Annotated in this window: 18 protein-coding genes; 12 read left to right on the forward strand and 6 right to left on the reverse strand. The window is 46.6% G+C overall.

Features of this window, described 5'->3' with window-relative positions:
- Positions 1 to 65: 65 nt before the first annotated feature.
- Positions 66 to 839 carry a hypothetical protein gene (locus KT99_RS13870; RefSeq protein WP_005501169.1) on the reverse strand — a complete coding sequence of 258 codons (774 nt, stop codon included), beginning with the start codon at positions 837 to 839 and terminating at the stop codon, positions 66 to 68.
- A 226-nt stretch (positions 840 to 1,065) separates the two neighbouring features.
- Here KT99_RS13870 and cysB point away from each other — a divergent pair, with 226 nt between their 5' ends.
- Positions 1,066 to 2,040, forward strand: coding sequence for an HTH-type transcriptional regulator CysB (cysB, locus tag KT99_RS13875; RefSeq protein ID WP_005501170.1), 975 nt, complete (start codon positions 1,066 to 1,068; stop codon positions 2,038 to 2,040).
- A 90-nt stretch (positions 2,041 to 2,130) separates the two neighbouring features.
- On the opposite strand, the gene KT99_RS13880 is transcribed toward cysB, so the two are convergent.
- Positions 2,131 to 3,507 (reverse strand): L-serine ammonia-lyase, encoded by a 1,377-nt coding sequence (locus KT99_RS13880; protein WP_005501171.1) that lies wholly within the window; start codon positions 3,505 to 3,507, stop codon positions 2,131 to 2,133.
- A gap of 390 nt (positions 3,508 to 3,897) precedes the next feature.
- Here KT99_RS13880 and nagZ point away from each other — a divergent pair, with 390 nt between their 5' ends.
- The 3 genes from nagZ to KT99_RS13895 all read left to right on the forward strand — a co-directional run bounded on the left by nagZ (position 3,898) and on the right by KT99_RS13895 (position 6,139).
- Entirely contained in the window at positions 3,898 to 4,908 is a 1,011-nt protein-coding gene (gene nagZ, locus KT99_RS13885) for a beta-N-acetylhexosaminidase (RefSeq protein ID WP_040572014.1), read from the forward strand.
- A 98-nt stretch (positions 4,909 to 5,006) separates the two neighbouring features.
- On the forward strand, positions 5,007 to 5,546 hold the full coding sequence (ycfP, locus tag KT99_RS13890) for an alpha/beta hydrolase YcfP (RefSeq protein WP_005501173.1): 540 nt from the start codon (positions 5,007 to 5,009) through the stop codon (positions 5,544 to 5,546).
- Positions 5,547 to 5,863: 317 nt separating this feature from the next.
- Complete coding sequence (locus tag KT99_RS13895; protein WP_005501174.1) at positions 5,864 to 6,139, forward strand: acylphosphatase; 276 nt, start codon at positions 5,864 to 5,866, stop codon at positions 6,137 to 6,139.
- A 75-nt stretch (positions 6,140 to 6,214) separates the two neighbouring features.
- On the opposite strand, the gene KT99_RS13900 is transcribed toward KT99_RS13895, so the two are convergent.
- The 3 genes from KT99_RS13900 to KT99_RS13910 all read right to left on the reverse strand — a co-directional run bounded on the left by KT99_RS13900 (position 6,215) and on the right by KT99_RS13910 (position 11,318).
- Positions 6,215 to 7,162 carry a peptidoglycan binding protein CsiV gene (locus tag KT99_RS13900; protein WP_040572015.1) on the reverse strand — a complete coding sequence of 316 codons (948 nt, stop codon included), beginning with the start codon at positions 7,160 to 7,162 and terminating at the stop codon, positions 6,215 to 6,217.
- A gap of 1 nt (position 7,163) precedes the next feature.
- Positions 7,164 to 10,649: a transcription-repair coupling factor gene (gene mfd / locus KT99_RS13905; RefSeq protein ID WP_005501176.1), complete on the reverse strand. Its 3,486-nt coding sequence runs from the start codon at positions 10,647 to 10,649 to the stop codon at positions 7,164 to 7,166.
- Between the two features lie 75 nt (positions 10,650 to 10,724).
- Positions 10,725 to 11,318 carry a hypothetical protein gene (locus KT99_RS13910; protein ID WP_040572016.1) on the reverse strand — a complete coding sequence of 198 codons (594 nt, stop codon included), beginning with the start codon at positions 11,316 to 11,318 and terminating at the stop codon, positions 10,725 to 10,727.
- 97 nt (positions 11,319 to 11,415) lie between these two features.
- Here KT99_RS13910 and KT99_RS13915 point away from each other — a divergent pair, with 97 nt between their 5' ends.
- The 3 genes from KT99_RS13915 to lolE all read left to right on the forward strand — a co-directional run bounded on the left by KT99_RS13915 (position 11,416) and on the right by lolE (position 15,002).
- Complete coding sequence (locus tag KT99_RS13915; protein WP_005501178.1) at positions 11,416 to 12,648, forward strand: lipoprotein-releasing ABC transporter permease subunit; 1,233 nt, start codon at positions 11,416 to 11,418, stop codon at positions 12,646 to 12,648.
- Between the two features lie 79 nt (positions 12,649 to 12,727).
- Positions 12,728 to 13,438 carry a lipoprotein-releasing ABC transporter ATP-binding protein LolD gene (gene lolD / locus KT99_RS13920; RefSeq protein ID WP_005501188.1) on the forward strand — a complete coding sequence of 237 codons (711 nt, stop codon included), beginning with the start codon at positions 12,728 to 12,730 and terminating at the stop codon, positions 13,436 to 13,438.
- Positions 13,439 to 13,742: 304 nt separating this feature from the next.
- Positions 13,743 to 15,002: a lipoprotein-releasing ABC transporter permease subunit LolE gene (lolE, locus tag KT99_RS13925; RefSeq protein ID WP_005501190.1), complete on the forward strand. Its 1,260-nt coding sequence runs from the start codon at positions 13,743 to 13,745 to the stop codon at positions 15,000 to 15,002.
- Positions 15,003 to 15,042: 40 nt separating this feature from the next.
- On the opposite strand, the gene KT99_RS13930 is transcribed toward lolE, so the two are convergent.
- Positions 15,043 to 15,555, reverse strand: coding sequence for a DUF2062 domain-containing protein (locus KT99_RS13930; protein WP_005501192.1), 513 nt, complete (start codon positions 15,553 to 15,555; stop codon positions 15,043 to 15,045).
- A gap of 31 nt (positions 15,556 to 15,586) precedes the next feature.
- Between KT99_RS13930 and KT99_RS13935 the strand changes: the two genes are divergently transcribed.
- The 5 genes from KT99_RS13935 (at position 15,587) to KT99_RS13955 (ending at position 21,833) form a co-directional block, all read left to right on the forward strand.
- Entirely contained in the window at positions 15,587 to 17,887 is a 2,301-nt protein-coding gene (locus KT99_RS13935) for a DNA internalization-related competence protein ComEC/Rec2 (protein WP_040572017.1), read from the forward strand.
- 33 nt (positions 17,888 to 17,920) lie between these two features.
- The gene (gene msbA / locus KT99_RS13940; RefSeq protein WP_005501196.1) at positions 17,921 to 19,741 is read left to right on the forward strand and encodes a lipid A export permease/ATP-binding protein MsbA; all 1,821 of its coding nucleotides are present in this window, start codon (positions 17,921 to 17,923) and stop codon (positions 19,739 to 19,741) included.
- A gap of 3 nt (positions 19,742 to 19,744) precedes the next feature.
- A complete protein-coding gene (gene lpxK, locus KT99_RS13945) occupies positions 19,745 to 20,767 on the forward strand; it encodes a tetraacyldisaccharide 4'-kinase (RefSeq protein WP_005501197.1) in 1,023 nt (340 codons plus the stop codon).
- On the forward strand, positions 20,757 to 20,936 hold the full coding sequence (locus KT99_RS13950; RefSeq protein ID WP_005501198.1) for a Trm112 family protein: 180 nt from the start codon (positions 20,757 to 20,759) through the stop codon (positions 20,934 to 20,936). The genes lpxK and KT99_RS13950 overlap by 11 nt, the downstream gene beginning before the upstream one ends.
- 174 nt (positions 20,937 to 21,110) lie before the next feature.
- Positions 21,111 to 21,833, forward strand: coding sequence for a lipopolysaccharide kinase InaA family protein (locus KT99_RS13955; RefSeq protein WP_005501199.1), 723 nt, complete (start codon positions 21,111 to 21,113; stop codon positions 21,831 to 21,833).
- The last annotated feature ends 213 nt before the right edge of the window (positions 21,834 to 22,046 follow it).

Here is a 22,046-nt window from a genome sequence, read left to right on the forward strand (position 1 = left end):
TCTCATATATTATGTAAGAGCCTTGTTGGAGTATGTAGCAAATGCCAGCGAGGATTCTTGTGCTATTACCATTTCTTCTTCGGCTGGAATAGTACGTCAATATCTTCCTCTTCTTTTGCTTGTTTAACGACTGGATATGACAGTTTCTGTGCGTCCATGATCTCATCTAACATAGCTTTTGCTTCATCGACTTTTCTAGCGATAAAAGGGTCATTAGGGGTTTGAGCCTTGATGGCATGTAAGGTCGAAAGGGCCTTAGTCACCATCTGCTTCGAGGAGCCGTATTGCTTCATAAAACAGGCTGCTCTTGCTCTGGATAGCATGGAGTCAACATTAATCCTTAATTGGAGGCTATCTATTCTGCCTTCCTCTTCACTGAATATTGTGGGGTCGACCTTGCCCTTGTTATGTTCTGCGCGAAGAATGGCTTTTAGCTTCTTGAGTACCCGTACCAAGGTTAATATTTGCTTATCGTTATCGGGCAGACGGAAGCTTTCTATTGAAGGAGCCAGTTTAGGGCTCGAAGCTAAGTTTTTGACCTGAGTACTGATGTCGGCTTGTCTTCTTTGGTAATCACCGGCTTGATTGGCGGCATAGTTAACGGCTAAGCTCAAGGCATCTTCGACACGCTTATATAACACCAGAATTATCTGCGAGGAGCAGGGAAACATACCTGTGTGAGAAAGAACTTCTTCGGTTTCATCTATAATGGCTCTTTGTCTGGCTAGTTCAGTTCTGCGCTCTGCTTCGGCCCGTTCTTTCTGCTGCTGTATGACATTAATTCCGATTACGAGTAATAAGAGTGCGCCAATACAGATCAGAACCAAAGTAAATGTCATAGGGCTACCGTTAATTATACAATTCTATTAATACTACTATAAATCAACACTCTAGCATAGTTTTCTTAAACTAGCTTTTCACTAATGTCGTGTGAATGGTGTGAACTATATGTTATATTCCATATTGATTTAATATTCACGTTGTACTATAACTATTTCTTATACTTAATCTCACATTCAAGACCCATTAAAAGTATTAAACAGAGGTCGAATTGAAGGATAAAAGATGAAGCTGCAGCAACTCAGATACATTGCAGAGGTGGTAAATCATAACCTCAACGTTTCGGCTACCGCTGAAAACCTCTATACATCTCAGCCAGGGATCAGTAAACAAGTTCGCATGTTGGAAGATGAACTTGGTATACAAATTTTTGGCCGTAGCGGCAAACATTTAACTCATGTGACTCCGGCTGGCGAGAAGGTCATAAGTATAGCAAATAATATTTTAGGTAAAGTTGAGAGCATCAAGAAGGTTGCGGAAGAGTACACTAAGCCTGATGAGGGTGAGTTGAATATCGCAACGACAGATACCCAGGCGAGATATGCGCTGCCTAAAATAATTCGCGGATTTATTGACCGTTTTCCTAAGGTTAATTTGCACATGCACCAAGGGACGCCTTCTCAAATCAGTGAGCTGGCGGCGAGAGGAGCTGCCGATTTCGCTATTGCGACCGAAGGTATGCATCTTTATTCCGATCTGATCATGTTACCTTGTTACCATTGGAATCGCTCGATTGTAGTGAATAGAGATCATCCGTTAGCCACTCGCAGTAATATTACCATTGAAGATCTTGGCCGTTTTCCTTTAGTGACTTATGTTTTTGGTTTCGATCGCGAATCTGAAATTGAAAAATCATTCAAGCACGCGGGATTAGAGCCTAGAGTGGTGTTTAGTGCAACCAGTGCCGACGTGTTGAAGACTTATGTGAGACTCGGTTTGGGAGTCGGTGTGATTGCTTCTATGGCCATCGATCCTATTATGGACAAAGACTTAGTGGCTATCGATGCCAGCCATCTTTTTGGACATAGCACCACTAAGATTGGTTTCAGAAAGGGCAACTTCTTAAGAACGTATATGTATGAGTTCATCGAGCGCTTCGCTCCTCATTTGACTAAAGAGGTGGTCGAAAAAGCTGTTGCGCTTAGGGACCCTCAATCGATAGAAAATATGTTTGCCGATATTGACTTGCCAGTAAGGTAACATTTATCTGAGCCTGGGCTAGTAGATGAAAGACATAAAAAAACTCGCCTAAGCGAGTTTTTTTATGTCTGAAGAGTTATTCAGAATCGTTTAGCATGCAACGATATTCACAGCCAGGCCACCCTTGGCGGTTTCCTTATACTTGCTGCGCATATCTTTACCTGTATCCATCATGGTTTTGATCACTTTATCCAGGGATACCTTATGATTACCGTCGCCACGTAGCGCCATTCGAGAAGCGTTAATGGCTTTTACCGCGCCCATGGCATTACGTTCGATGCAAGGAACCTGGACTAGGCCGCCAACAGGGTCACACGTCAATCCCAAGTTATGTTCCATGCCTATTTCCGCTGCGTTTTCCACATGTTCGACTGTGCCGCCCATGATCTCGGTTAATGCCGCGGCGGCCATCGAGCAGGCTACCCCAACTTCACCCTGACAGCCGACTTCGGCACCTGAGATAGAGGCATTCTTCTTATAGAGAATACCTATGGCTGCAGCAGTTAACAGGTAGCGGCAACAGATATCATTATCTACTTCTTGAACAAACATGTCGTAGTAGCATAAAACGGCCGGAATTATCCCTGCGGCTCCATTGGTGGGGGCCGTGACGACTCTATCACCGGCCGCATTTTGTTCATTAACTGACAAGGCAAATAGATCGACCCAATCTAATACCGTGAGGGGATCGACACTGTTTTTTCCTTCGGCCATAAGTCTGCGATACATGGCTGGAGCTCGGCGCCTCAGTTTGAGTCCGCCAGGCAGTAGTCCCTCTTTGTGATAGCCACGTTCAACACAATCTTTCATCGTCTGCCAGATATGCCATAACTGCTCTCTAATATCAGCCTCTTTGGCGATACTCAACTCATTTTCCATCATCAAGGCTGAAATGCTCAAACCATTGCTATTACAAAATTCGAGTAGTTGATCCGCGCTGTTAAAATCAAAAGGTGCAGACTCAATTGGCAGGGCTGGGGATGCATCCTGGGCTTTAATTTCATCCTGATCTAAGATGAAACCACCACCCACTGAGTAGTAAGTTCTCTCATAGATACATTCACCGGCAGAATAGGCGTATAGGGTCATGGCGTTAGCGTGGGCAGGTAAACTTTTGCGTCTGTGGTAGATAACGCCAGATTCACGACTGAAAATAACGTGTTTGCCATTTGCCATCAGCAGTTGCTGGTTTTGACTCACGTCCTTTAATATTCCATCTATGCTATCAGTATCGACTGTAGCCGGCGCTTCGCCCATTAAACCTAAGATAACGGCTTTACCTGTGCCGTGGCCTTTGCCCGTTTGTCCTAGGGAGCCGAATAATTCTGAGCGTAGTTCATCTGTACGTTCAAGCAGGCCTGCTTTATCGAGATCGTCGATAAAGATCTTACCCGCTTTCATTGGACCCACAGTATGTGAGCTAGATGGCCCAATGCCGATTTTGAACATATCAAATACACTTATCATGCTTAACACCCTGTTTGTTATTGTTGTATTTACAATACTATCTACTATCTACTATCTACTATCTACTATCTACTATCTACTATTAATATTAGTCTTAAATCCATTGGAATCATCAAGTTTCAATGGATTTAAGTCCTGATATGTTATTCTTCTCTTGCTTGTTTAAATCGATTCTTCTGAATTTAAATCCATGACACTGAAAGTATCCCATACTTTGCTAAATGACTTATCATGAGTTTTTTTAATCGAAAGTTTCAGATTAGCTGAGCTAAGGCAATGATTTCATGTTGGTCACCATCGGCTGAGCATTTTGTACTGGGTTTATTTGGATTATTTCTTATGGTTAGAGAGATAAGGCATTCTTGTTATTAGGTACCTTGAGGAGTAAGCGTGAGCTATTTAATGTTAGATCTTTTATCGACCCAAGCTAGTGAAGCCGAGCTTGAACAACTTAAGCATCCCATGGTGGGTGGCCTGATCCTGTTTACGCGCAACTTTGTCGATAGAGAGCAATTGATCGCGTTAATACAGTCGATAAGAGAGGTGAGATCCGATCTTATCATCGCCGTAGATCATGAGGGCGGGCGAGTGCAGCGGTTTCGACAAGGTTTCACTCTTATACCCGCTATGGGCGATATATTGTCCCACGCCGGAGGGGATATGCAACAGGCCAAAATCTGGGCTGTTGAATTAGGTTTTCTCATGGCAATTGAGCTATTGGCTTGCGATATCGATCTCAGTTTCGCCCCAGTACTGGATCTGGACAGAGTAAGCAGAGTCATAGGGAAACGGGCATTTGGCTCTGAGCCGGAAATCGTGACGAGTTTAGCCGAGCGTTTTATTTCGGGCATAAATCAAGCCGGCATGGCTGCTGTGGGCAAGCATTTTCCTGGTCATGGCAGTGTAGAGACAGATTCACACTTGGCCCAAGCGATAGATGAGCGCTGTGAGACCGACATACGAGCGTTGGATATGCTGCCTTTTAAAACGCTTATCGAGCAGCAGAAGCTTCAAGGCGTGATGCCTGCCCATGTTATCTATCCCAAAGTCGATCCCAACCCTGCAGGTTTCTCATCATACTGGCTCAAGCAAGTGTTGAGAGGCGAGCTGGATTTCCAAGGGGTGATCTTCTCGGATGATCTCGGCATGAAAGGTGCGGGCGTAGTCGGAGGCTACAAACAAAGAGCGAAAGCGGCATTAGATGCCGGTTGCAACATGATCTTGGTGTGTAACGATGCTGCCGGCGCAACAGAGGTACTGAATGAACTCGATTGGCCTAACGAGGAGCCACATAGAGCGGCTAACTTGTTAAAACCCGATGCCATTATCGTCGCCCAAGCATTACAGCAAGAAGAGCGCTGGAAAAAGGCTAAAGCCTTGGCTGAAACATTTAATCAGTAAAGTTAACTTATACCAATCTCCTAGAATTTGATATAGCTCAACTCATTGACGAGTTAAGTTAGCTAAAGTGAATGTTCTACATTATTACAGGTAGCAAAATGATCCTCTATTTACATGGCTTCGATGCGACGAGCCCCGGTAATCATGAAAAGATGCGTCAATTGCAATTTATCGATAAGGATGTGCGTCTGGTGAGTTATAGCACTCAGCATCCCAAGCACGATATGCAGCAGTTACTCAATCAAGTGAGTCGTCAACTCCAACAGTCAGATGATCCCGCGCCCTTAATTATGGGGGTGGGCTTAGGCGCATTTTGGGCCGAGCGTATCGGATTCTTAAATAGGCTCAGAGCGGTGTTAATTAACCCTAACTTGTCACCAGAGATTGACATGGTTGGCAAGATAGACAGGCCCGAAGAATATGCCGATATTACCAGTAAATGTATTGCCAGCTTCAGATCTAAAAATGAAGCTAATGCCTTAGTTATTCTCTCTCGTGCGGATGATGTGAATAACAACGCTCTGGTTTGTGACGTTATGAGTGAGTATTACCAAGTGATTTGGGATGAAGAACAACCTCATAAATTCCCGGTATTGGCGAGCCATCTAGCACAAATAGTCGCTTTCAAGCTAGGTTAGTTGTACAGACAAAATAGTTAACTGGTATAAAATACTAATTTCTTCCTTATTTTAGGTGATCTTGATCACGTCTAATGTGAAAGTTAGATGAAAAAGCTGATTTTTGTTTGAATGTGATCTTTGTCAGTGTAGAGTGTCGAGATAGTACAAATGATACAAATTGATACGATTAAAGCATTAGTCTGTTGAAGACTCACCAATTTGCGTATGTCGCCCGATGCAGCTAGCCAACTTTAGTTAGCTGTTTTTTTTGTCTGTATTTTGCCTAGTCGACGGGTTTGCGTTATCTTCAAAAGAGGGAACTTGAGGATTTTAGCATGAAAAGAGTCAAGATTAGCGTTCAAGGAAAGGTGCAAGGTGTCTGTTATAGGCGTTACGCCTTATCGAAAGCCAAAGCCTTAGGCTTAACCGGCTATGTCTCAAATGACGATGATGGTAATGTCACTATTTTAGCTCAGGGGGCATTTCCCGCGGTGAATTACCTGATCGATTGGTGCAAAATAGGCTCACCTCAATCCAATGTTTCTCGAGTATTTGTTGAAGAAGATGAAGCCGATGAGATCTATTTAGATTTCTCGATTGTTCAATCTTAATGAGACAAATTACATCTCACATCAAGGAGCCGAAGCCATAGGGATTATGCTCCTTGACGTGAGGTTTGCCGGAGATTATTCGTTTTCCGAGGCGTGGCTGTTAAGCCTGTCTATGGGTTGCTGCATCTTTCTTATCTGCAGAATCATGCCCATTCTGGGATGATCGAAGTAATGAATTTCATCGCTTCTTATCCGTCTGTTTTGCTTCATAGGGAAGGAATACAGGAAGGGTGTAGACAGATTGACTTCACTCGAATTATATCGGGTGTTATCCCGCATCACGTCTAAGATTTTAGTGCCTTCTTCTCTTAAATTTAATGCCGTTTCAACATAAAGGTAGTGGTCTAAGTAGATGTTGATTGTGCCATCGAGTGTCCAGACAGGCTTATGTTCAACGACGCCAAAACTTCCTCCGAGAAAGTCAAACTGAGGCACCTCCGACTGAGTCGTTTGGCTGAGAGTCGATTGACCATTAAGCTTAAATTGTGAAGAGTAATCCTTTCCCGAGAAGATTCTAACGGGTATGGCTCTGCGTCTAGGTTGCATCGCCTGCTGCCAGGTCATGTGCAACAGACTCTTATAGCCTCTTTCTCTGGACAGTTTCGTTATGATGTCTTTGAACTGATTCTGCTCACCGGCTAACAGTACGGGAGCGCCATCGGGTACACCATATTGTGTCGATGGGGCAGCGATACTCCATGGGATCTGCGAAGGGTGATTCATTTGGGTGGATGAACTGAGTTGTTGGTTACATTCATCGGCCTTAGTGGCCCAATCATGTGCTGAACAAGCATCTAAACCTAGGCTGGCAGCGGTAATATTGGTGCTGAACAAGGGTGAAATCAGATCCACCATCCTCTTTGGGTTTTGCAAAGAAACTTGTTCAGGTGCTTGCTCTTGAGACTGGCCATTGGTTCTCTCGAAGAGATAGACCTCAACTTCAAACCAACGCTCATCCTGGGCGTAAGCCTGCTGCGACAGAGAGAGTAGGCCTACAATGATTAAAAAAGTTTGTTTTAACACATTATTCTCCAAGACGATGTTGTGATAATTGTCCTAACAGCAATTTTACCAGTGCCAGTCTATCCTTGTATGACTCGGCTGGAATGAGGAATTTTAACTTACTCGGGCCATCCATTCGATAGTTTTGTGGCTGACTTTGCAGTAAACCGATAATAAAGCCCGGATCGACGCAATGATCGTCATTAAATTCCAGGCTACCACCCTTAGCATGCATCTCCAGTTTCTTAATGCCGAGACTGGTGGCCAGATGTTTGTACAGGGTTAGCTCCATCAGGTTCTTCGTGGCGTCAGGCAGCATGCCAAAGCGATCGATAAGTTCGACTTTAAGTTCATCGATGGCATTCTCAGAATCACAGTTGGCAATGCGTTTATACAGAGACAAGCGAATATTGACGTCATGGACGAAATCATCGGGAAGTAAGGCCGGAATTCGCAGTTCTATCTCACATTGACGTCTGAGCATCTGACTGAGGGAGGGCTCTTTACCCTCTTTAAGCGACTTAACCGCATCTTCCAGCATCTCCATATAGAGGGTGAATCCTATCTTGGAGATATGGCCAGATTGTTCATCGCCTAATAGCTCGCCGGCACCGCGGATCTCAAGATCTTGGGTGGCCAGTAAAAAGCCTGCGCCTAAATCTTCTAAGGCTCCGATGGCTTCCAGACGTTTGCGTGCATCGGATGAAATGCTTTTGGGATGCGGCGTCATCATGTAGGCATAAGCCTGATGATGGGAGCGACCGACACGTCCTCTCAGTTGGTGCAGCTGGGCTAAGCCAAACTTATCGGCTCTCTCTATGACTATGGTGTTCGCCGAGGGCACATCGATGCCGGTCTCGATAATGGTGGTACAGACGAGTACGTTGAACTTTTGATGATAAAAGTCAGACATGACTCTTTCTAAGTCGCGTTCCCGCATCTGTCCGTGAGCCGTCACGACTCTAGCTTCAGGCAGGAGCTCACGTATTTCGTTGGCGCGTTTCTCTATGGTTTCGACCTTGTTATGTAGAAAATAAACTTGTCCGCCACGGAGAATTTCACGCAGTAAGGCTTCGCGTATGGTGGTGGTGTCGTACTCCCTGATGAAAGTCTTTACCGCGAGCCGCTTGGCCGGTGGTGTGGCAATAATCGACAGATCCCGCATGCCTGACATCGCCATATTTAGGGTTCGGGGAATAGGCGTCGCCGTTAAGGTTAAGATATCTACATTAGCCCGCAGCGCCTTAATTTTTTCTTTCTGCCTAACACCGAATCTGTGTTCCTCATCGATGACCAGCAAGCCTAAGTTGTCAAAATCACCCTCTGAATGCAGTAATTTATGGGTGCCTATGATGATATCGACTTTACCCTTACTGAGTTCATCCATGATCAGCTTTTGTTCTTTAGCCGTCTTGAAGCGAGATATCACCTCAATCTTAACCGGCCAATCGGCAAATCTGTCTTTGAAGTTCTCGAAATGTTGTTGGGCCAGTAAGGTCGTAGGCACTAAAATAGCGACTTGCTTGCCATCATTGACCGCAACGAAGGCGGCTCTCATTGCCACCTCTGTCTTACCAAAGCCGACATCGCCACAGACCAGTCTATCCATGGAGATGGGAGAGCACATATCAGTTAACACAGCATTGATAGTGGTTTCTTGATCGACGGTCTCTTCGAAGGGAAAACTATTGGCGAACTGGGCATACTCTTGTTCATCGATGTTACACGCCGTGCCTGGCCTCGCCTGTCTTCGTGCGTAGACATCGAGCAATTCGACGGCAACATCGCGGATCTTCTCTACCGCTTTCTTCTTCGCCTTGGCCCATGTTTCATTGCCCAGTTTGTTTAAGTTAGCTTCCTCGTCCGGCCCCACACTGTAACGGCTGATAAGGTGAAGTGATGACACAGGTACATAAAGTTTATCACCGCCGGCATATTCTAACTTGAGGTATTCGGCGACAAGGCCACCGGTATCTAAGGTTTCCAGTCCCTGATATTTTGCGACTCCATGATCTAAGTGGACTATGGGTTGGCCGACTTTGAGCTCGGCTAAGTTTTTGACTAAGGCGTCACTGCTTATCTGTTTCTGTCTGTCCCGGCGACGTTTTTGAGATATACGATGACCGAATAGTTCGGTTTCACAGACCAGGCTAAATTTTCCACCTCGGCTTTTCTCTATGATGCAGCCGTTAGAGAGAGGGGAGACGATGAGTCCAAGCTTAGTCTTCGAGGCGGTAAACTGCTCTAAACTGTCGAATCGTTTCGGCTTGATATCTATTTTAGCGAGTAGCTCGAGTAAGGCTTCCCGGCGCCCCTCGGATTCCGCGCTGAAGAGTATGCTGGTCTCTTTAGTCGCATATTCTTGCAGCTGGATCAGTGGCTGTTTTAGTTTGTGATTGGCTGTCAACTCGGGCAGTTTTTCCAATTTAGCCTGATGACCCTTGTCCGAGACCTTATCCGAGTCCTCGCCAATCTTGAGTAGGCTCCTTGGTCGGGTCTTAAAATGAGCGAACATCTGCTCCGTGAGCAGATAGAGCTCTTTAGGTTCCAGTAATGGGCGTAAAGGATCCACGCGCTTATCTTCATATCTCAGTTCCACTTCGGCTAGATGGGCCTTAGAGGCGGCCTCAAGGTCGCCGATATTGACCAGTTGCGCATGTTCTGGCAGATAATCGAACAGGCTGGCAGTCTCGTCGAAAAATAGTGGCAGATAGCTCTCGATCCCAGCAGGAAAGATTTTTCGACTGACCATCTGATAGACAGATTCAGGCTCTTTAACCAAGCGTTCGAAGCGTCGACGGTATCTTTGTCTAAAGCCTTCAATTGCCTGATCATCGGTTGGGAATTCTTTTGCAGGCAGTAAACGTATCGCATCAATTTGCCCACTGGATCTCTGGCTCTCCGGATCGAAGTGTCTGATGGACTCGACTTCATCATCAAATAACTCGATACGGAAGGGTTGCTCCGAGCCCATAGGAAATAGATCGATTATCGAGCCTCTGACGGCAAACTCACCATGTTCATAGACTTGCTCGACCAGATGATAGCCTGTGTTCACCAGTTGCTGTTTGACATCCTGAAGACAATAATTATCGCCTTTTTTCAACATGAGCACATTGCCGGCTAAGAAAGATTTAGGCGGTAAGCGCACCATCAAGGTGCTCAAGGGAACGATAACCAGTCCCTGTTTAGCATTGGGCAGCCGAGATAAGGTCTCTAATCTTTGGGATACCAGATCTTGGTGGGGAGAGAAACTGTCATAGGGCAAGGTTTCTCTGTCCGGGAAAAGCCACACCGGAAAATCGGTACCTTTGAGCAGATAATCCAGTTCAGATTCGAGTAACAGGGCCGTGGGTGTGTCGTGAGTCACTGCAACTGTGATGCCTACATGGTTTTGCACCAGGTTCGCTAAGGTGATGGCTTGAGAGGCACCCCCTAATGTATATAGTGTTTGCGCTTTTGATGCATTTTTGACTGTGGGGGGAGTCAATATTGAGAAAGATTTCATTCAGATGTGGCAAAAGAGTAGCGTCAAAGATGGCTGATATTGTAGAGGCTTACAGCCTCTTGTGCTAGAGAAAACTTATGAGCTGCTTTTCGCCTGCTTACGCAATTTAAGCTGCTTTAGTTGTACGCTTAGACTGGCTTTGACCAATTGTTCCACATCCGTCTCCAGTATTTGAGTAAATTCAAGACTGCTGATGTATTGGCCGCTAGCTCGATTGTCATCTGGATCTAACGGCTCAGAGACGGTGACTGTTACGAAGCATAACAGGGCGACTAACTCATCTCTAATGTGCAGAGTGATCTTAAATTGCTCATTTTCAACCAGCTGAGTATCGCTGATTATCCGAATGCCACTGCCGCCAAAGTAGGCGCCTCGATATTTTTCTCCTTCATGCTGCTCACGCTCTAATACGTATTGTAGAACCAGATCTATCTTACGGGACTGGAGTTTAAGGTAATCCACCACAGTCTTAGCCTCGTCGTCTAAGTGTCTCAGTTGCAGTAAACAGTCTGATTCCAGGGTTTTGACTTCGTTGATGAGCAGTAAACCTATAGGTAACATGGCTCTTAATTCGTGTTCTGTGGGCAGAGCCTGCTCTTTTGGCCAGGGAGAAAGATAGGCGCTAAAGTCATGCTGCACACTAAAATAGGGCGTTGAGTCTGTGAACAAGGGATTTCCTCTTGTTTTTATATAGCTATTACCCCTATTATCGTGCGCATCTTAATGATTTAGCAAGGCTGATTATTTATTGGGCCTGTAGGACACTATGAATCTTGCATTATCTTCACATATAGGCTTTCGCTATTGGCATGCGAGAAAGGCTAATGGCTTCGCCTCTTTCATCACTTTTTTTGCCGTTTCCGGTATCTTACTCGGTGTGGCTGCATTGATCATCGTCAGTTCTGTGATGAATGGACTCGAAGGTCAGTTGAAACAGCGTATATTAGGCGCTGTGCCTCAGTTGACGGTGCATTCGACTGCACCTATCGAGCAGTGGCAGAGTAAGATCACCGAACTGAGCAAACTCCCGGGTGTTATCGGTGTCACTCCCAGCATAGCCAATCAGGCCATGATTCAATCCCGCAGCAACATAAGTGCAATCCAGGTCTACGGCATCTATCCGGATTTTGAACATGATCTCTTAGCCACTATGCAGCGCAGTTTTAACGGCAGTTTCGAACAGCTTGAAGCGGGCCAGTATCGCATCGTTTTAGGCTCATTGCTTGCTAGACGCCTGGATGTGTCATCCGGTGATAAGGTGAGACTATTGAGCGGCGAAGGTGTCATCTATTCTCCCTTAGGCCCGGTGCCGAGTCAGAGAAATTTTGTGGTTGCCGGTGTGTTTGAGATGGGATCTCAAGTCGATGCGAATCTGGCTTATGTTCATTATGAAGATGCCCAGAGACTGATGCGGCAAAAGCCCGGTGAGGTAAAGCATCTGAGGTTCTACCTCGATGATCCCTTCAATGCCGCCAATCTGAGCGCTGATGTGATAGCCGAGTTTAGCAAAGATAATCTGAAGGTCACCACCTCGGATTGGCGTGAAACCTATGGTCATCTTTTCGGTGCGGTGAAGATGGAGAAGAATATGATGTCTCTTATGCTGAGCCTCATTATCGCCGTCGCTGCATTTAACATTGTATCGGCCCTGGTGATGATGGTGGTCGACAAGACTAGCGACGTCGCCGTGCTCAAGACTCAGGGATTGATGACATCCGATGTGATGGGGATATTTATGATCCAAGGATCGCTCAATGCCATCATAGGACTCGTCTGCGGTCTGGTCGTGGGGATAGCAATTACATTGAATCTCAATACCATCTTAAATACATTTGGCATCTCAGTGCTCGGAGCGGGTCAGTCTCTGCCGGTGCAACTGGAATGGAGCCAGATGAGTCTGATTGTTTTAGGCACCTTACTCATCTCATTTTTTGCCACCGTCTATCCGGCGATGAGAGCTGCCGGGGTACAGCCAGCCGATGCGTTAAGGCATGAGTAAACACGGGTGTTCAAGTTAACACACCTTAGATGCCGCGTAGTCAATGACGTGGCTTGAATGAATTGAAGAGTTGAACAAGATGCAAGAGTTATTACTGGAAGTGAAAGGTGTGACTAAGCGCTACCAAGAGGGCAGCGTCGATACTCAAGTGCTTAACAATGTGGATTTACAGGTATTTAAAGGCGAGCAGCTGGCTATCGTAGGCACATCGGGTTCGGGTAAGAGTACCTTACTGCACATTATGGGAACCTTAGACCGCCCCACGAGTGGCAGCGTGACTATGTTAGGCGAAGACCTCTATGCATTATCGAGTCGGCGACAATCGGAGATACGCAATCAAGACTTAGGTTTCATCTATCAGTTCCACCACCTGCTACCGGAATTTACCGCATTGGAGAATGTTGCCATGCCGGCGCTAATTCATGGCGTGAAACGAGAGCTGGCGCACCAAGATGCTAAGGTGTTACTCGAGCGAGTGGGGTTAGGCCATAGGCTAGATCACACACCATCGGAGATGTCTGGCGGCGAACGACAACGCACGGCCATTGCCAGAGCCTTGATCAATAAGCCCAAACTCGTGTTAGCCGATGAGCCTACAGGTAATCTGGATGCCGCCAGCGGCGAGGCGGTCTATGAGCTTATCCATGAATTGGCGACTCAGTTTGGCACGGCATTTGTCGTGGTGACCCATGACAGTAAGCTCGCGTCCAGAATGGACCGACAGTTACACATGAAAGATGGCAACTTGTGCGTTTTAGACATAAATCACCTAGCAAGTGAGGCTTCATGAATCGTTTATTGTTATTTTGTGTCTATCTCGCTGGTCAATCTGATCACGTCGTAGGTGAGGCTGCATGAATCGTTTATTGTTATTTTGTGTGGGGTGGCGCTGCTATCGCGCTGGTCAATCTGATCACGTCGTAGGTGAGGCTGCATGAATCGTTTATTGTTATTTTGTGTGGGGTGGCGCTGCTATCGCGCTGGTCAATCTGATCACGTCGTAGGTGAGGCTGCATGAATCGTTTATTGTTATTTTGTGTGGGGTGGCGCTGCTATCGCGCTGGTCAATCTGATCACGTCGTAGGTGAGGCTGCATGAATCGTTTATTGTCAATTTGGGTGGGATGGCGCTTCTATCGCGCTCGTCAATCCAATAGCTTTATCAGCTTTATCTCCTTTGCATCCACCGCTGGAATAGCCTTAGGTGTTGCCGTATTAATCGTCGTGTTATCGGCGATGAATGGTTTCGAGCGAGAGTTAGAGAACCGATTACTCGGCGTGGTGGCTCATGGCGAGCTTACTGGCGTGAATGAGCCCATTGCTCATTGGCAGAACATTGCCAATGATGCCGCGAAGATACCAGGCATATTGGCCTCGGCTCCTTTCATTCGACTCCAGGGCCTGGTGCAGAAACCCGGTGGATTTCAAGGCCTGAGCATCTTAGGCATAGACACAGAGAAAGAACAGAAGGTCTCTGTTATCTCTGACTTTATGTCTAAGGAAACCTGGTCGAAATTAGCCAAGGGTGATGAAAATAATATCGTGCTTGGTAAGGGCTTGGCCGACAGTCTGGATCTGAGTGCCGGGGACTCCTTGAGTCTCTATATGCCAGATGTCTCGCATCAGAGTCGAGAAAGCACAAGGATTGCCTCGGCTAAGAGTCATCGTTTCGTGGTAGCTGGGGTGTTTGAACTCGGAGGTGAGCTGGATCTTACCACTGCCTATATTCCCATGAAGTATGCAGCTTCGATTTTAGGCATGGGGCAGGGGGTATCGGGTGTCAGAATTAAGGTTGAGCAGGTATTTGAAGCGCCCAGGTTGATTCGAGAGCTTGGCTATAGCCAAGACCAATATCTCTACCTCAGCGATTGGACACGGACGCAAGGTAACCTTTATCAAGACATTCAGTTAGTCAGGGTCGTCATGTATCTGGTGCTTGCCCTGGTTATCGCCGTGGCCTGTTTCAACATAGTGTCGACTCTGGTGATGGCAGTTCGCGACAAGCAGTCTGAGATAGCAATATTATTGACCATGGGCATGAAACGGGCCTCTATCATGATGATATTTATCGTTCAGGGGGCCCTTAACGGTGTCCTGGGTTGTGTATTGGGCGGTGTGTTTGGAGCCATAATCGCAGATAATCTGAGCACAATTGCCAAAGGTATCGAAAACATATTAGGCATAAAACTACTGTCCGCGGATGTCTACTTTATCGATTTTCTGCCTTCAGAGCTGATCTTGTCAGATGTGGTTACTGTGTTGCTGCTCGCCTTTATCATGAGCCTGCTGGCGACTATATACCCTGCCTGGCAGGCGAGTAAGACTCAGCCAGCAATGGCGCTGGCGGGGCGTTAAATAGGAAGGCGAGTCAGACTCAGATTGTAATGAATGGCGCTCACTTCAAACTTTTTCTGCTCTTCCATTTGAGCAAGATGGAATATTTCCACAGCGTCTTGATCAGAAAATAGCCAATTAAGGCAAACACACTTCCTAATACCAGGCAGCCTAACACGAAGGGCGGACCTATGGTAAACACGGAGGCTTCCACCCATCGCCAGGTCGCCTCGAATGCAAATTCTTGGGGCGGGTGGCTGAGTATCTTGGCTCCCAGCAGATAGGCTGCATAAAACATGAAGGGCATGGTAACCGGATTAGTTATCCATACCAATGCGACAGCGATAGGTAAATTACAATTGAAAACAATGGCGAGTGCTGCCGCCAGTACCATCTGAAACGGCATGGGGAGCCAAGCGACAAAAAGGCCTACGGCGAAGGCCGTTGGGGCTGAGCGACGATTGAGGGCCCATAGATTCTCTTTATGTAACAGCTTGCCGAACATCTGCAAGTGTTTGTGATTCCGCAGAGTCTCGGGTTTAGGCATAAACTTTTCGATGAATTTTTTTGGCATAGATTGCAATTACTGTCTTAACTTATTCAGTATGAATCGATTCATGTTTGGCTTCAGTATTACCATTTTATCCAGTCTCTTGTGGCCGGTGTTACCGTCAACACCTGTATATATAGCCTCAGTTGTGGTGGGTTTAATTGTGTTGAAACGAACTCCTGTTATTGCTGGAGCACTACTCGCGGTCGGGTGGTTTTCACTTTTTGTGCAACTCTTATTGGTTGATGAACCACCGAACTCAGTACAAAACATCATCGTGAGGGGCGAAATCATAGCACTAGTTGCTTCAAACGGCGACTGGCTTAGTATGGATATTCGCCAATCAAATTTAAAAAGTGCATTTATTTTATCTAAAGTACTCAGACTGAGTTGGAAGCAAGCCCCTAAACTGGCAATTGGGGAGCAATGGGAGTGGGTGATAAAGCCCAAGCCTATCACCAGTGTATTAAATCAGGGGGGCTATAATCAGCAACGAAGTTTTCTGAGTCGACACATAGTGATGAAAGGGAGTGTAAAATCAGGCATTAAGCTCGGAGAGGCCTTGTCCCTTCGCAGTAAAATAATCAAGAAATTGAAACCTGAGCTGGCACATTTTGCTCATGGGGATCTGATGTTAGCGCTCTTGCTCGGGGATAAGAGCCTAATCGATAGCGAAAGGTGGCGCTCATTAAGAGTATCAGGCTCTGGGCATCTGATTGCCATCTCTGGACTGCATCTTTCTGTCGTCACCACCTGGGTATTTTTTTTCTCTCTGTTTTTACTGACACGTTTTAAGCCTAGCCTGAGTCGGAAAAACATATTGATAGCGGGCTTATTCTCGGCCGTCGCCGCCATATTTTATGCTTACCTCGCTGGATTCTCCCTGCCGACACAACGTGCCCTCATCATGTTACTCCTCTTGCTTACCATGGGGCTGATGAAGCGTTTCTCCTCTCCCTGGGAACGTCTGCTTTACGCCCTGTTTTTTATTTTACTCTTCGACCCTTTGGCTTGCATGAGCGCCGGCTTCTGGTTGTCGTTTTCAGCTCTGGGGATTATTTTCCTCTCGTTATCTCAATGGACAAGGCGTGAATCGGCTCAGGAGGCTGACACTGGCCCGCTGCTGAATGTGAAGAATAAACTCGCCATGTTCTGGTCCGTACAGTGGCGTTTAAGCTTGGGCTTAGGGCTGATCCAGGCTTTGCTCTTCGGGGGGGTTTCCGCCTATGGCTTGCTGTTCAACCTTGTCTTGGTACCTTGGTTTAGTCTGGTGGTTATCCCAGTTTCATTTTTATGCTTCTTGATATGGGCGGGTGGACACGTTTTTTTCATGGAATTGACGCAAATTTTTACTTTAGTAGACCTGAGTTTAATGCCCATGAGCCTGGGATTTGGCTTGATTGAATCTTTGCCTGGTGCATGGATAAGCGTTTCGGGTCAGACCATAGCTTGCCTGATTTTTTTTATGTTGGGGCTGCTGATGTTTCGGGTTTCACAGCAGAGATGGCGACTCGTCTCAATAAGCTTGTGCATGCCTCTGGTGCTCAGCGTACTGTTTGGGCTGGTCACGCCACCCCAGGATGAGTGGCGACTTCATCTACTGGATGTGGGGCAGGGGCTCAGCGCCGTGATTGAGAAATCAGGTAAGGCGCTGATATATGACACAGGTGCTGCCTATGGCACTAATTTCAGTTATGCCGAGAGGGTTATTCTGCCGTTTCTGAGATTTAGAGGACTCGATTCTGTCGATTATCTGGTGCTTAGTCATAGTGATAACGATCATGCGGGCGGCGCTAAGCTATTGGTGGATAGCTTTCCCTATGCACGCGTCATTACTGATATGCCTGAGTACTCGCAGCTCAACTGCCGACCTAAGTCTTTGCTATGGCAAGGGCTCAAGCTAGAGATATTGGCGCCTATGATCCCCGTAGATGGCAATAATGGCTCTTGCGTGTTAAGAGTGAGTGATGGTAAACATCAATTGATGTTATCCGGTGATATCGAGAAAGAGGCAGAATTTTTGCTGTTAGATAGCCAGCAAATTTTGCGGAGTGAAGTCTTAGTGGTTCCTCATCACGGTAGCCGTACCTCTTCCACCGCAGCTTTTATCAATCGAGTCTCCCCGCAACTGGTCTTGTTTCCCGCTGGGTTTAATAATCGCTATGGCTTCCCTAAGAAAGACGTTGTCGAACGTTATCTGTCAACGGGCGCACAGGTGTTAGTGACCGGGAGTGAGGGGCAGATTAGTGTGCTTTTTCACCATGATGAACGGCGTGCCAGCACTTACCGCGGCGATCTGTCGCCTTTTTGGTACAACAGCTTGTTTAGGTTTGGTGAGAATAACAATACAGAGTAGAATGCCTATTTTGAATTATGAATAGACTCGTTAATGACAAACTCTTCAAATCAAGAAGTCTGGATCGTATTTAAGCGCCTAATGGGCTATATCAAGCCATTGAAAGTCGTGTTTGGCTTTGCCGTTCTTGGCTTATTCATGTATGCCGCAGTCGATGCCACCTTTATCGCCGTGATTAAGCCCTTTATCGATGGCGGCTTCGGCGGTCAAGTCAGTCAGGTGACTTCGTCATCGGCTGTCGCCAATATTGATCTTGGTACTAGTGATGGTTTTGGCGCATCGAATGATGTGCTGATGATGGCGCCTATCGTCGTCATCGTGCTTTTTAGCCTGCGTGGCTTGGCTAATTTTCTATCTACCTACTGTATCTCTTTCATGAGTGCACGCCTGATCATGGATTTGCGCCAAGAAGTATTCGAGCATTACCTCACCCTGCCTGTGAGTTACATGGATAGGGAGAACTCAGGTAATCTCATCTCCCGTGTCACCTATGATACCGAGCAGATAGCGCGTGCTACAGGTAGCGCGCTGATCAGCATAGTCAGAGACAGCATCACTGTGGTCGGCATGCTCGCTATCATGTTCTTCTACTCCTGGAAGTTATCTCTGTGTATTTTTGTCATCGCTCCTATCATAGGTTTGATCATCTCCATCGTCAGTAAACGTTTTCGCAAAGTCTCTAAGCGAATACAAGCCGCGATGGGCGGTGTGACCGCAGCAACTGAGCAGATGATCAAAGGTCATAAAAATGTACTGGCTTTTGGCGGTCAGGAAACTGAATCTGAGCGTTTCGCTCTGGTTAATGAGCAAAACCGGTATCAAAATATGAAACTGGCTCTGGCGCAATCCATCAGCCAACCTCTGGTTATGGTGATAGGCTCTTTCGCTCTGGCCTTCGTTCTGTATGCCGCGAGCTTCGAGGGGATGCAAGAGGAGCTAACGGCGGGAACATTCGCCACCATTCTCGGTGCCATGCTGGCCATGCTACAGCCAATCAAGAGTCTGACTCGTGTCAATGCCGAGTTTCAACGAGGTATTGCCGCGAGTACCACAGTGTTTGAACTGTTAGATACTCAACCAGAAGTCGATAATGGCAGCTATAAAGTCGCGCGAGTTAAAGGTGAGCTTAGCTTTAATCAGGTGAGTTTTCGCTATCCGAATCAAGAGAAGCTTGCACTGAATAAAATTGATTTTTCAGTCAAGCAGGGCCAGACCATCGCCTTAGTCGGGCGTTCCGGCTCGGGTAAGTCGACGATAGCGAGTCTGATCACCCGCTTCTATACTGGCCTCGAAGCGGGAAGTATCGAGCTTGATGGTGTCAACATAGATGATTTCGAGCTCAAGAACCTTCGCAGTCAAGTTGCACTGGTTTCGCAGCAGGTGACCCTGTTTAACGATACCATAGGGAATAACATCGCCTATGCTTACCCAGGGGAAGTGACCCAAGAGCAGATCATTGAGGCGGCAACGCTGGCACACGCCATGGAGTTTATCGAGTTACTGCCTGAAGGGCTAGATACTCAAGTGGGCGAGAATGGCGTCTTGCTCTCCGGTGGTCAGCGACAAAGAATTGCCATCGCTCGGGCTATCTTACGTAACTCGCCGATACTCATACTCGATGAAGCAACGTCGGCTCTGGATACCGAGTCAGAGAAAGCCATTCAATTGGGACTGGATAACTTGCGTCATAACCGAACCTCGATAGTGATTGCTCACAGACTGTCGACTATCGAATCTGCGGATCAGATTTTAGTGATAGATCAAGGTGAGGTAGTAGAGCGTGGCGATCATCAGTCTCTGATAGCTCAAGATGGCGTATACGCTAACTTGTATAAAATGCAGTTTAGTCGTTAAGTCATGCAAGCATTTGTCAATAAACTTTGGTATCCGGACAAGGATGCTCATCCGGTCTTTAGGCTGCTTAAGTATCTTTTATTGCCATTGACCTTACTGTTTTGGCTGGTGAGCCTTATCAGGCGCTCGCTGTTTAAGTCGGGTCTGAAACAGAGTCATAGCCTCCCTGTGCCAGTTATCATTGTCGGTAATATCACAGTGGGAGGCAGTGGTAAGACGCCCACTGTCATTTATCTTATCGACTTGCTACGGAAACATGGCCTAAAGCCAGGCGTGATCAGTCGTGGCTACGGGGTTAAGTTTGACGGCGTAAAAAGAGTCGAGCCACAGATGCCTGCAGCGGAAGTCGGGGATGAACCTGCCATGATAGTCGCCAGAACTGGCGTGCCTATGGTGATAGGGGCCGACAGAGTGATGGCGGCAAAAAAGTTGCTTACCGATAGCCAAGTTGATGTGATCATCAGCGATGACGGCTTGCAGCATTATCGACTCGGACGTGACATAGAATTACTTATTCTCGATGGTGCGCGCAGATTTGGTAATGGCATGCTGTTACCTTCGGGACCGCTACGAGAGGGATGCTGGCGAGCTCAGTCTGTTGACTTCATCTTAGTCAACGGCCAAGCACGGGATGATGAGTTTCAGATGGAGCTCCTGCCTCAAGGTATCTTTCCCGTATCGCCATCTTCCAAGCATACTTATGTGCCTACTCCCGTGGTTGCCGTCGCTGGAATAGGTAACCCGCAACGCTTCTTCAATACCTTAGATGAGCAAGGGTATAGCGTCATTAAGACACATGGTTTTGAGGATCATCAGCAGTTTACTCTCGATGCCCTGATGCAGGTGGCGGGCGAACACCCCATATTGATGACAGAGAAAGATGCAGTTAAGTGTCGCGATTTTGCAAAAGATAACTGGTGGTATCTTGCGGTTGATGCCAAGCTACCCACAAGATTTGAAGCGGATCTCATGGATAAGGTTCATGGAGCCATGAAAAAGAAACAAGGAAAATCAGATGGCGTTTGATAGAAAATTATTAGAAATTGTTGCTTGTCCGATTTGTAAAGGAAAGCTGGATTACGATAAAGCCAAGCAACAGTTGATCTGCAAGGCAGACCGTCTGGCCTATGCCATTAACGATGGCATCCCTGTACTGCTGGAAAACAAGGCTGAGCCTTGGCAGGACGAGGCATAAACTTAAATAAGCCATTGCCTAGGCAATATTAACGCTCCTATATGGAGCGTTTTTTTATGGCGTTTCCCTTACTCTAAGCCCGTTTAGATGTTGTTTGCTTGAGTTTCACTAATTCACATTGCTTTAATTAACCCGAATCTCCATAATCATCTGTCACTTTTTTGGAGCTACCGCGTGTCTGAACAAACTTTCGAAGCTGTCGTTGGAAAAATATTGAATGATAACCAAGGGACCAGAGTTCTCAAGTTTGAGCATCAAGGTCAATTCTATTGGCTTAAACAAGCGGAGAAACTGACGGGTGCAATGCGATTTCTCAAGCAGAGTCCTGCTAAGGCATTGCAGATTGAAGTTGAAACATTAGTCATGCTCGCCAGTAAAGGTGCGCAAGTTCCTCAGCTTATGTGTTCATCCCCAGATTATTTTGTTATTGCCGATGTCGGCCCGACGATCAGTGCCTGGCTCAGTGATAAGACCTTGAGTCAGGATGAAAAACAGCAGATATTAAATGCGAGTGCGACTGCTTTGGCTAATCTACATCAGTTAGGGCTCGCTCACGGTCGACCGGCCTTGAGAGATATCAGCTGGAGTGAAGGTCAGGTACATTTTATCGATTTTGAAGCCAGTCAGAACAGTAAAGATATCGCCTATCAGCAGAGACGCGATCTACTCGTGTATATTCATAGCCTATATCGATATATGGGACCGGATCACGAGATGATAACCCCGGCTATCCAAGCCTATCGTGATGCGGGTGGCGAAGCTATCTGGCTAGATGCAAAACAATGGCTCACCCCCTGGCAGTGGATTTATCCGGGTTTGAGATTGTTTAAAGATATCGGCGGCAAAGATCTGCGGCCCATGTTCTGGTTGTTATGGCACTTTAGGCAGCTAGCATAATGTCCCGGTTCAATTTCACGGCTTAAGTTTTCTAGCCCAATTTCCCGACTCAGCTTCCCTGCTTAGTATTAGGGGGAATGTCATCAGCCCCCAAACTCACTCCCATCAACAATCTTCCTTGAATTAATCATTTGTGCCCTGAGCTATTGTTCTGGTTAGGGCGATATCCTAAACTCACCTTGTCTATAATACCGATTATTAAAATTAAAAGGG

Origin of the sequence: Shewanella benthica KT99, from assembly GCF_000172075.1 — a bacterium.
GTDB classification, from domain to species: domain Bacteria; phylum Pseudomonadota; class Gammaproteobacteria; order Enterobacterales; family Shewanellaceae; genus Shewanella; species Shewanella benthica_A.

Bases quoted from the DNA above. Each gene is read 5' to 3' on its own strand.
- ycfP (WP_005501173.1), top strand. From the start codon at position 5,007: ATGATCCTCTATTTACATGGCTTCGATGCGACGAGCCCCGGTAATCAT.
- lolD (WP_005501188.1), top strand. From the start codon at position 12,728: ATGCAAGAGTTATTACTGGAAGTGAAAGGTGTGACTAAGCGCTACCAA.
- msbA (WP_005501196.1), top strand. From the start codon at position 17,921: ATGACAAACTCTTCAAATCAAGAAGTCTGGATCGTATTTAAGCGCCTA.
- mfd (WP_005501176.1), bottom strand. From the start codon at position 10,649: ATGAAATCTTTCTCAATATTGACTCCCCCCACAGTCAAAAATGCATCA.
- cysB (WP_005501170.1), top strand. From the start codon at position 1,066: ATGAAGCTGCAGCAACTCAGATACATTGCAGAGGTGGTAAATCATAAC.
- lolE (WP_005501190.1), top strand. From the start codon at position 13,743: ATGAATCGTTTATTGTCAATTTGGGTGGGATGGCGCTTCTATCGCGCT.
- KT99_RS13935 (WP_040572017.1), top strand. From the start codon at position 15,587: ATGAATCGATTCATGTTTGGCTTCAGTATTACCATTTTATCCAGTCTC.
- KT99_RS13870 (WP_005501169.1), bottom strand. From the start codon at position 839: ATGACATTTACTTTGGTTCTGATCTGTATTGGCGCACTCTTATTACTC.
- KT99_RS13895 (WP_005501174.1), top strand. From the start codon at position 5,864: ATGAAAAGAGTCAAGATTAGCGTTCAAGGAAAGGTGCAAGGTGTCTGT.
- KT99_RS13930 (WP_005501192.1), bottom strand. From the start codon at position 15,555: ATGCCAAAAAAATTCATCGAAAAGTTTATGCCTAAACCCGAGACTCTG.
- KT99_RS13915 (WP_005501178.1), top strand. From the start codon at position 11,416: ATGAATCTTGCATTATCTTCACATATAGGCTTTCGCTATTGGCATGCG.
- lpxK (WP_005501197.1), top strand. From the start codon at position 19,745: ATGCAAGCATTTGTCAATAAACTTTGGTATCCGGACAAGGATGCTCAT.
- KT99_RS13950 (WP_005501198.1), top strand. From the start codon at position 20,757: ATGGCGTTTGATAGAAAATTATTAGAAATTGTTGCTTGTCCGATTTGT.
- KT99_RS13880 (WP_005501171.1), bottom strand. From the start codon at position 3,507: ATGATAAGTGTATTTGATATGTTCAAAATCGGCATTGGGCCATCTAGC.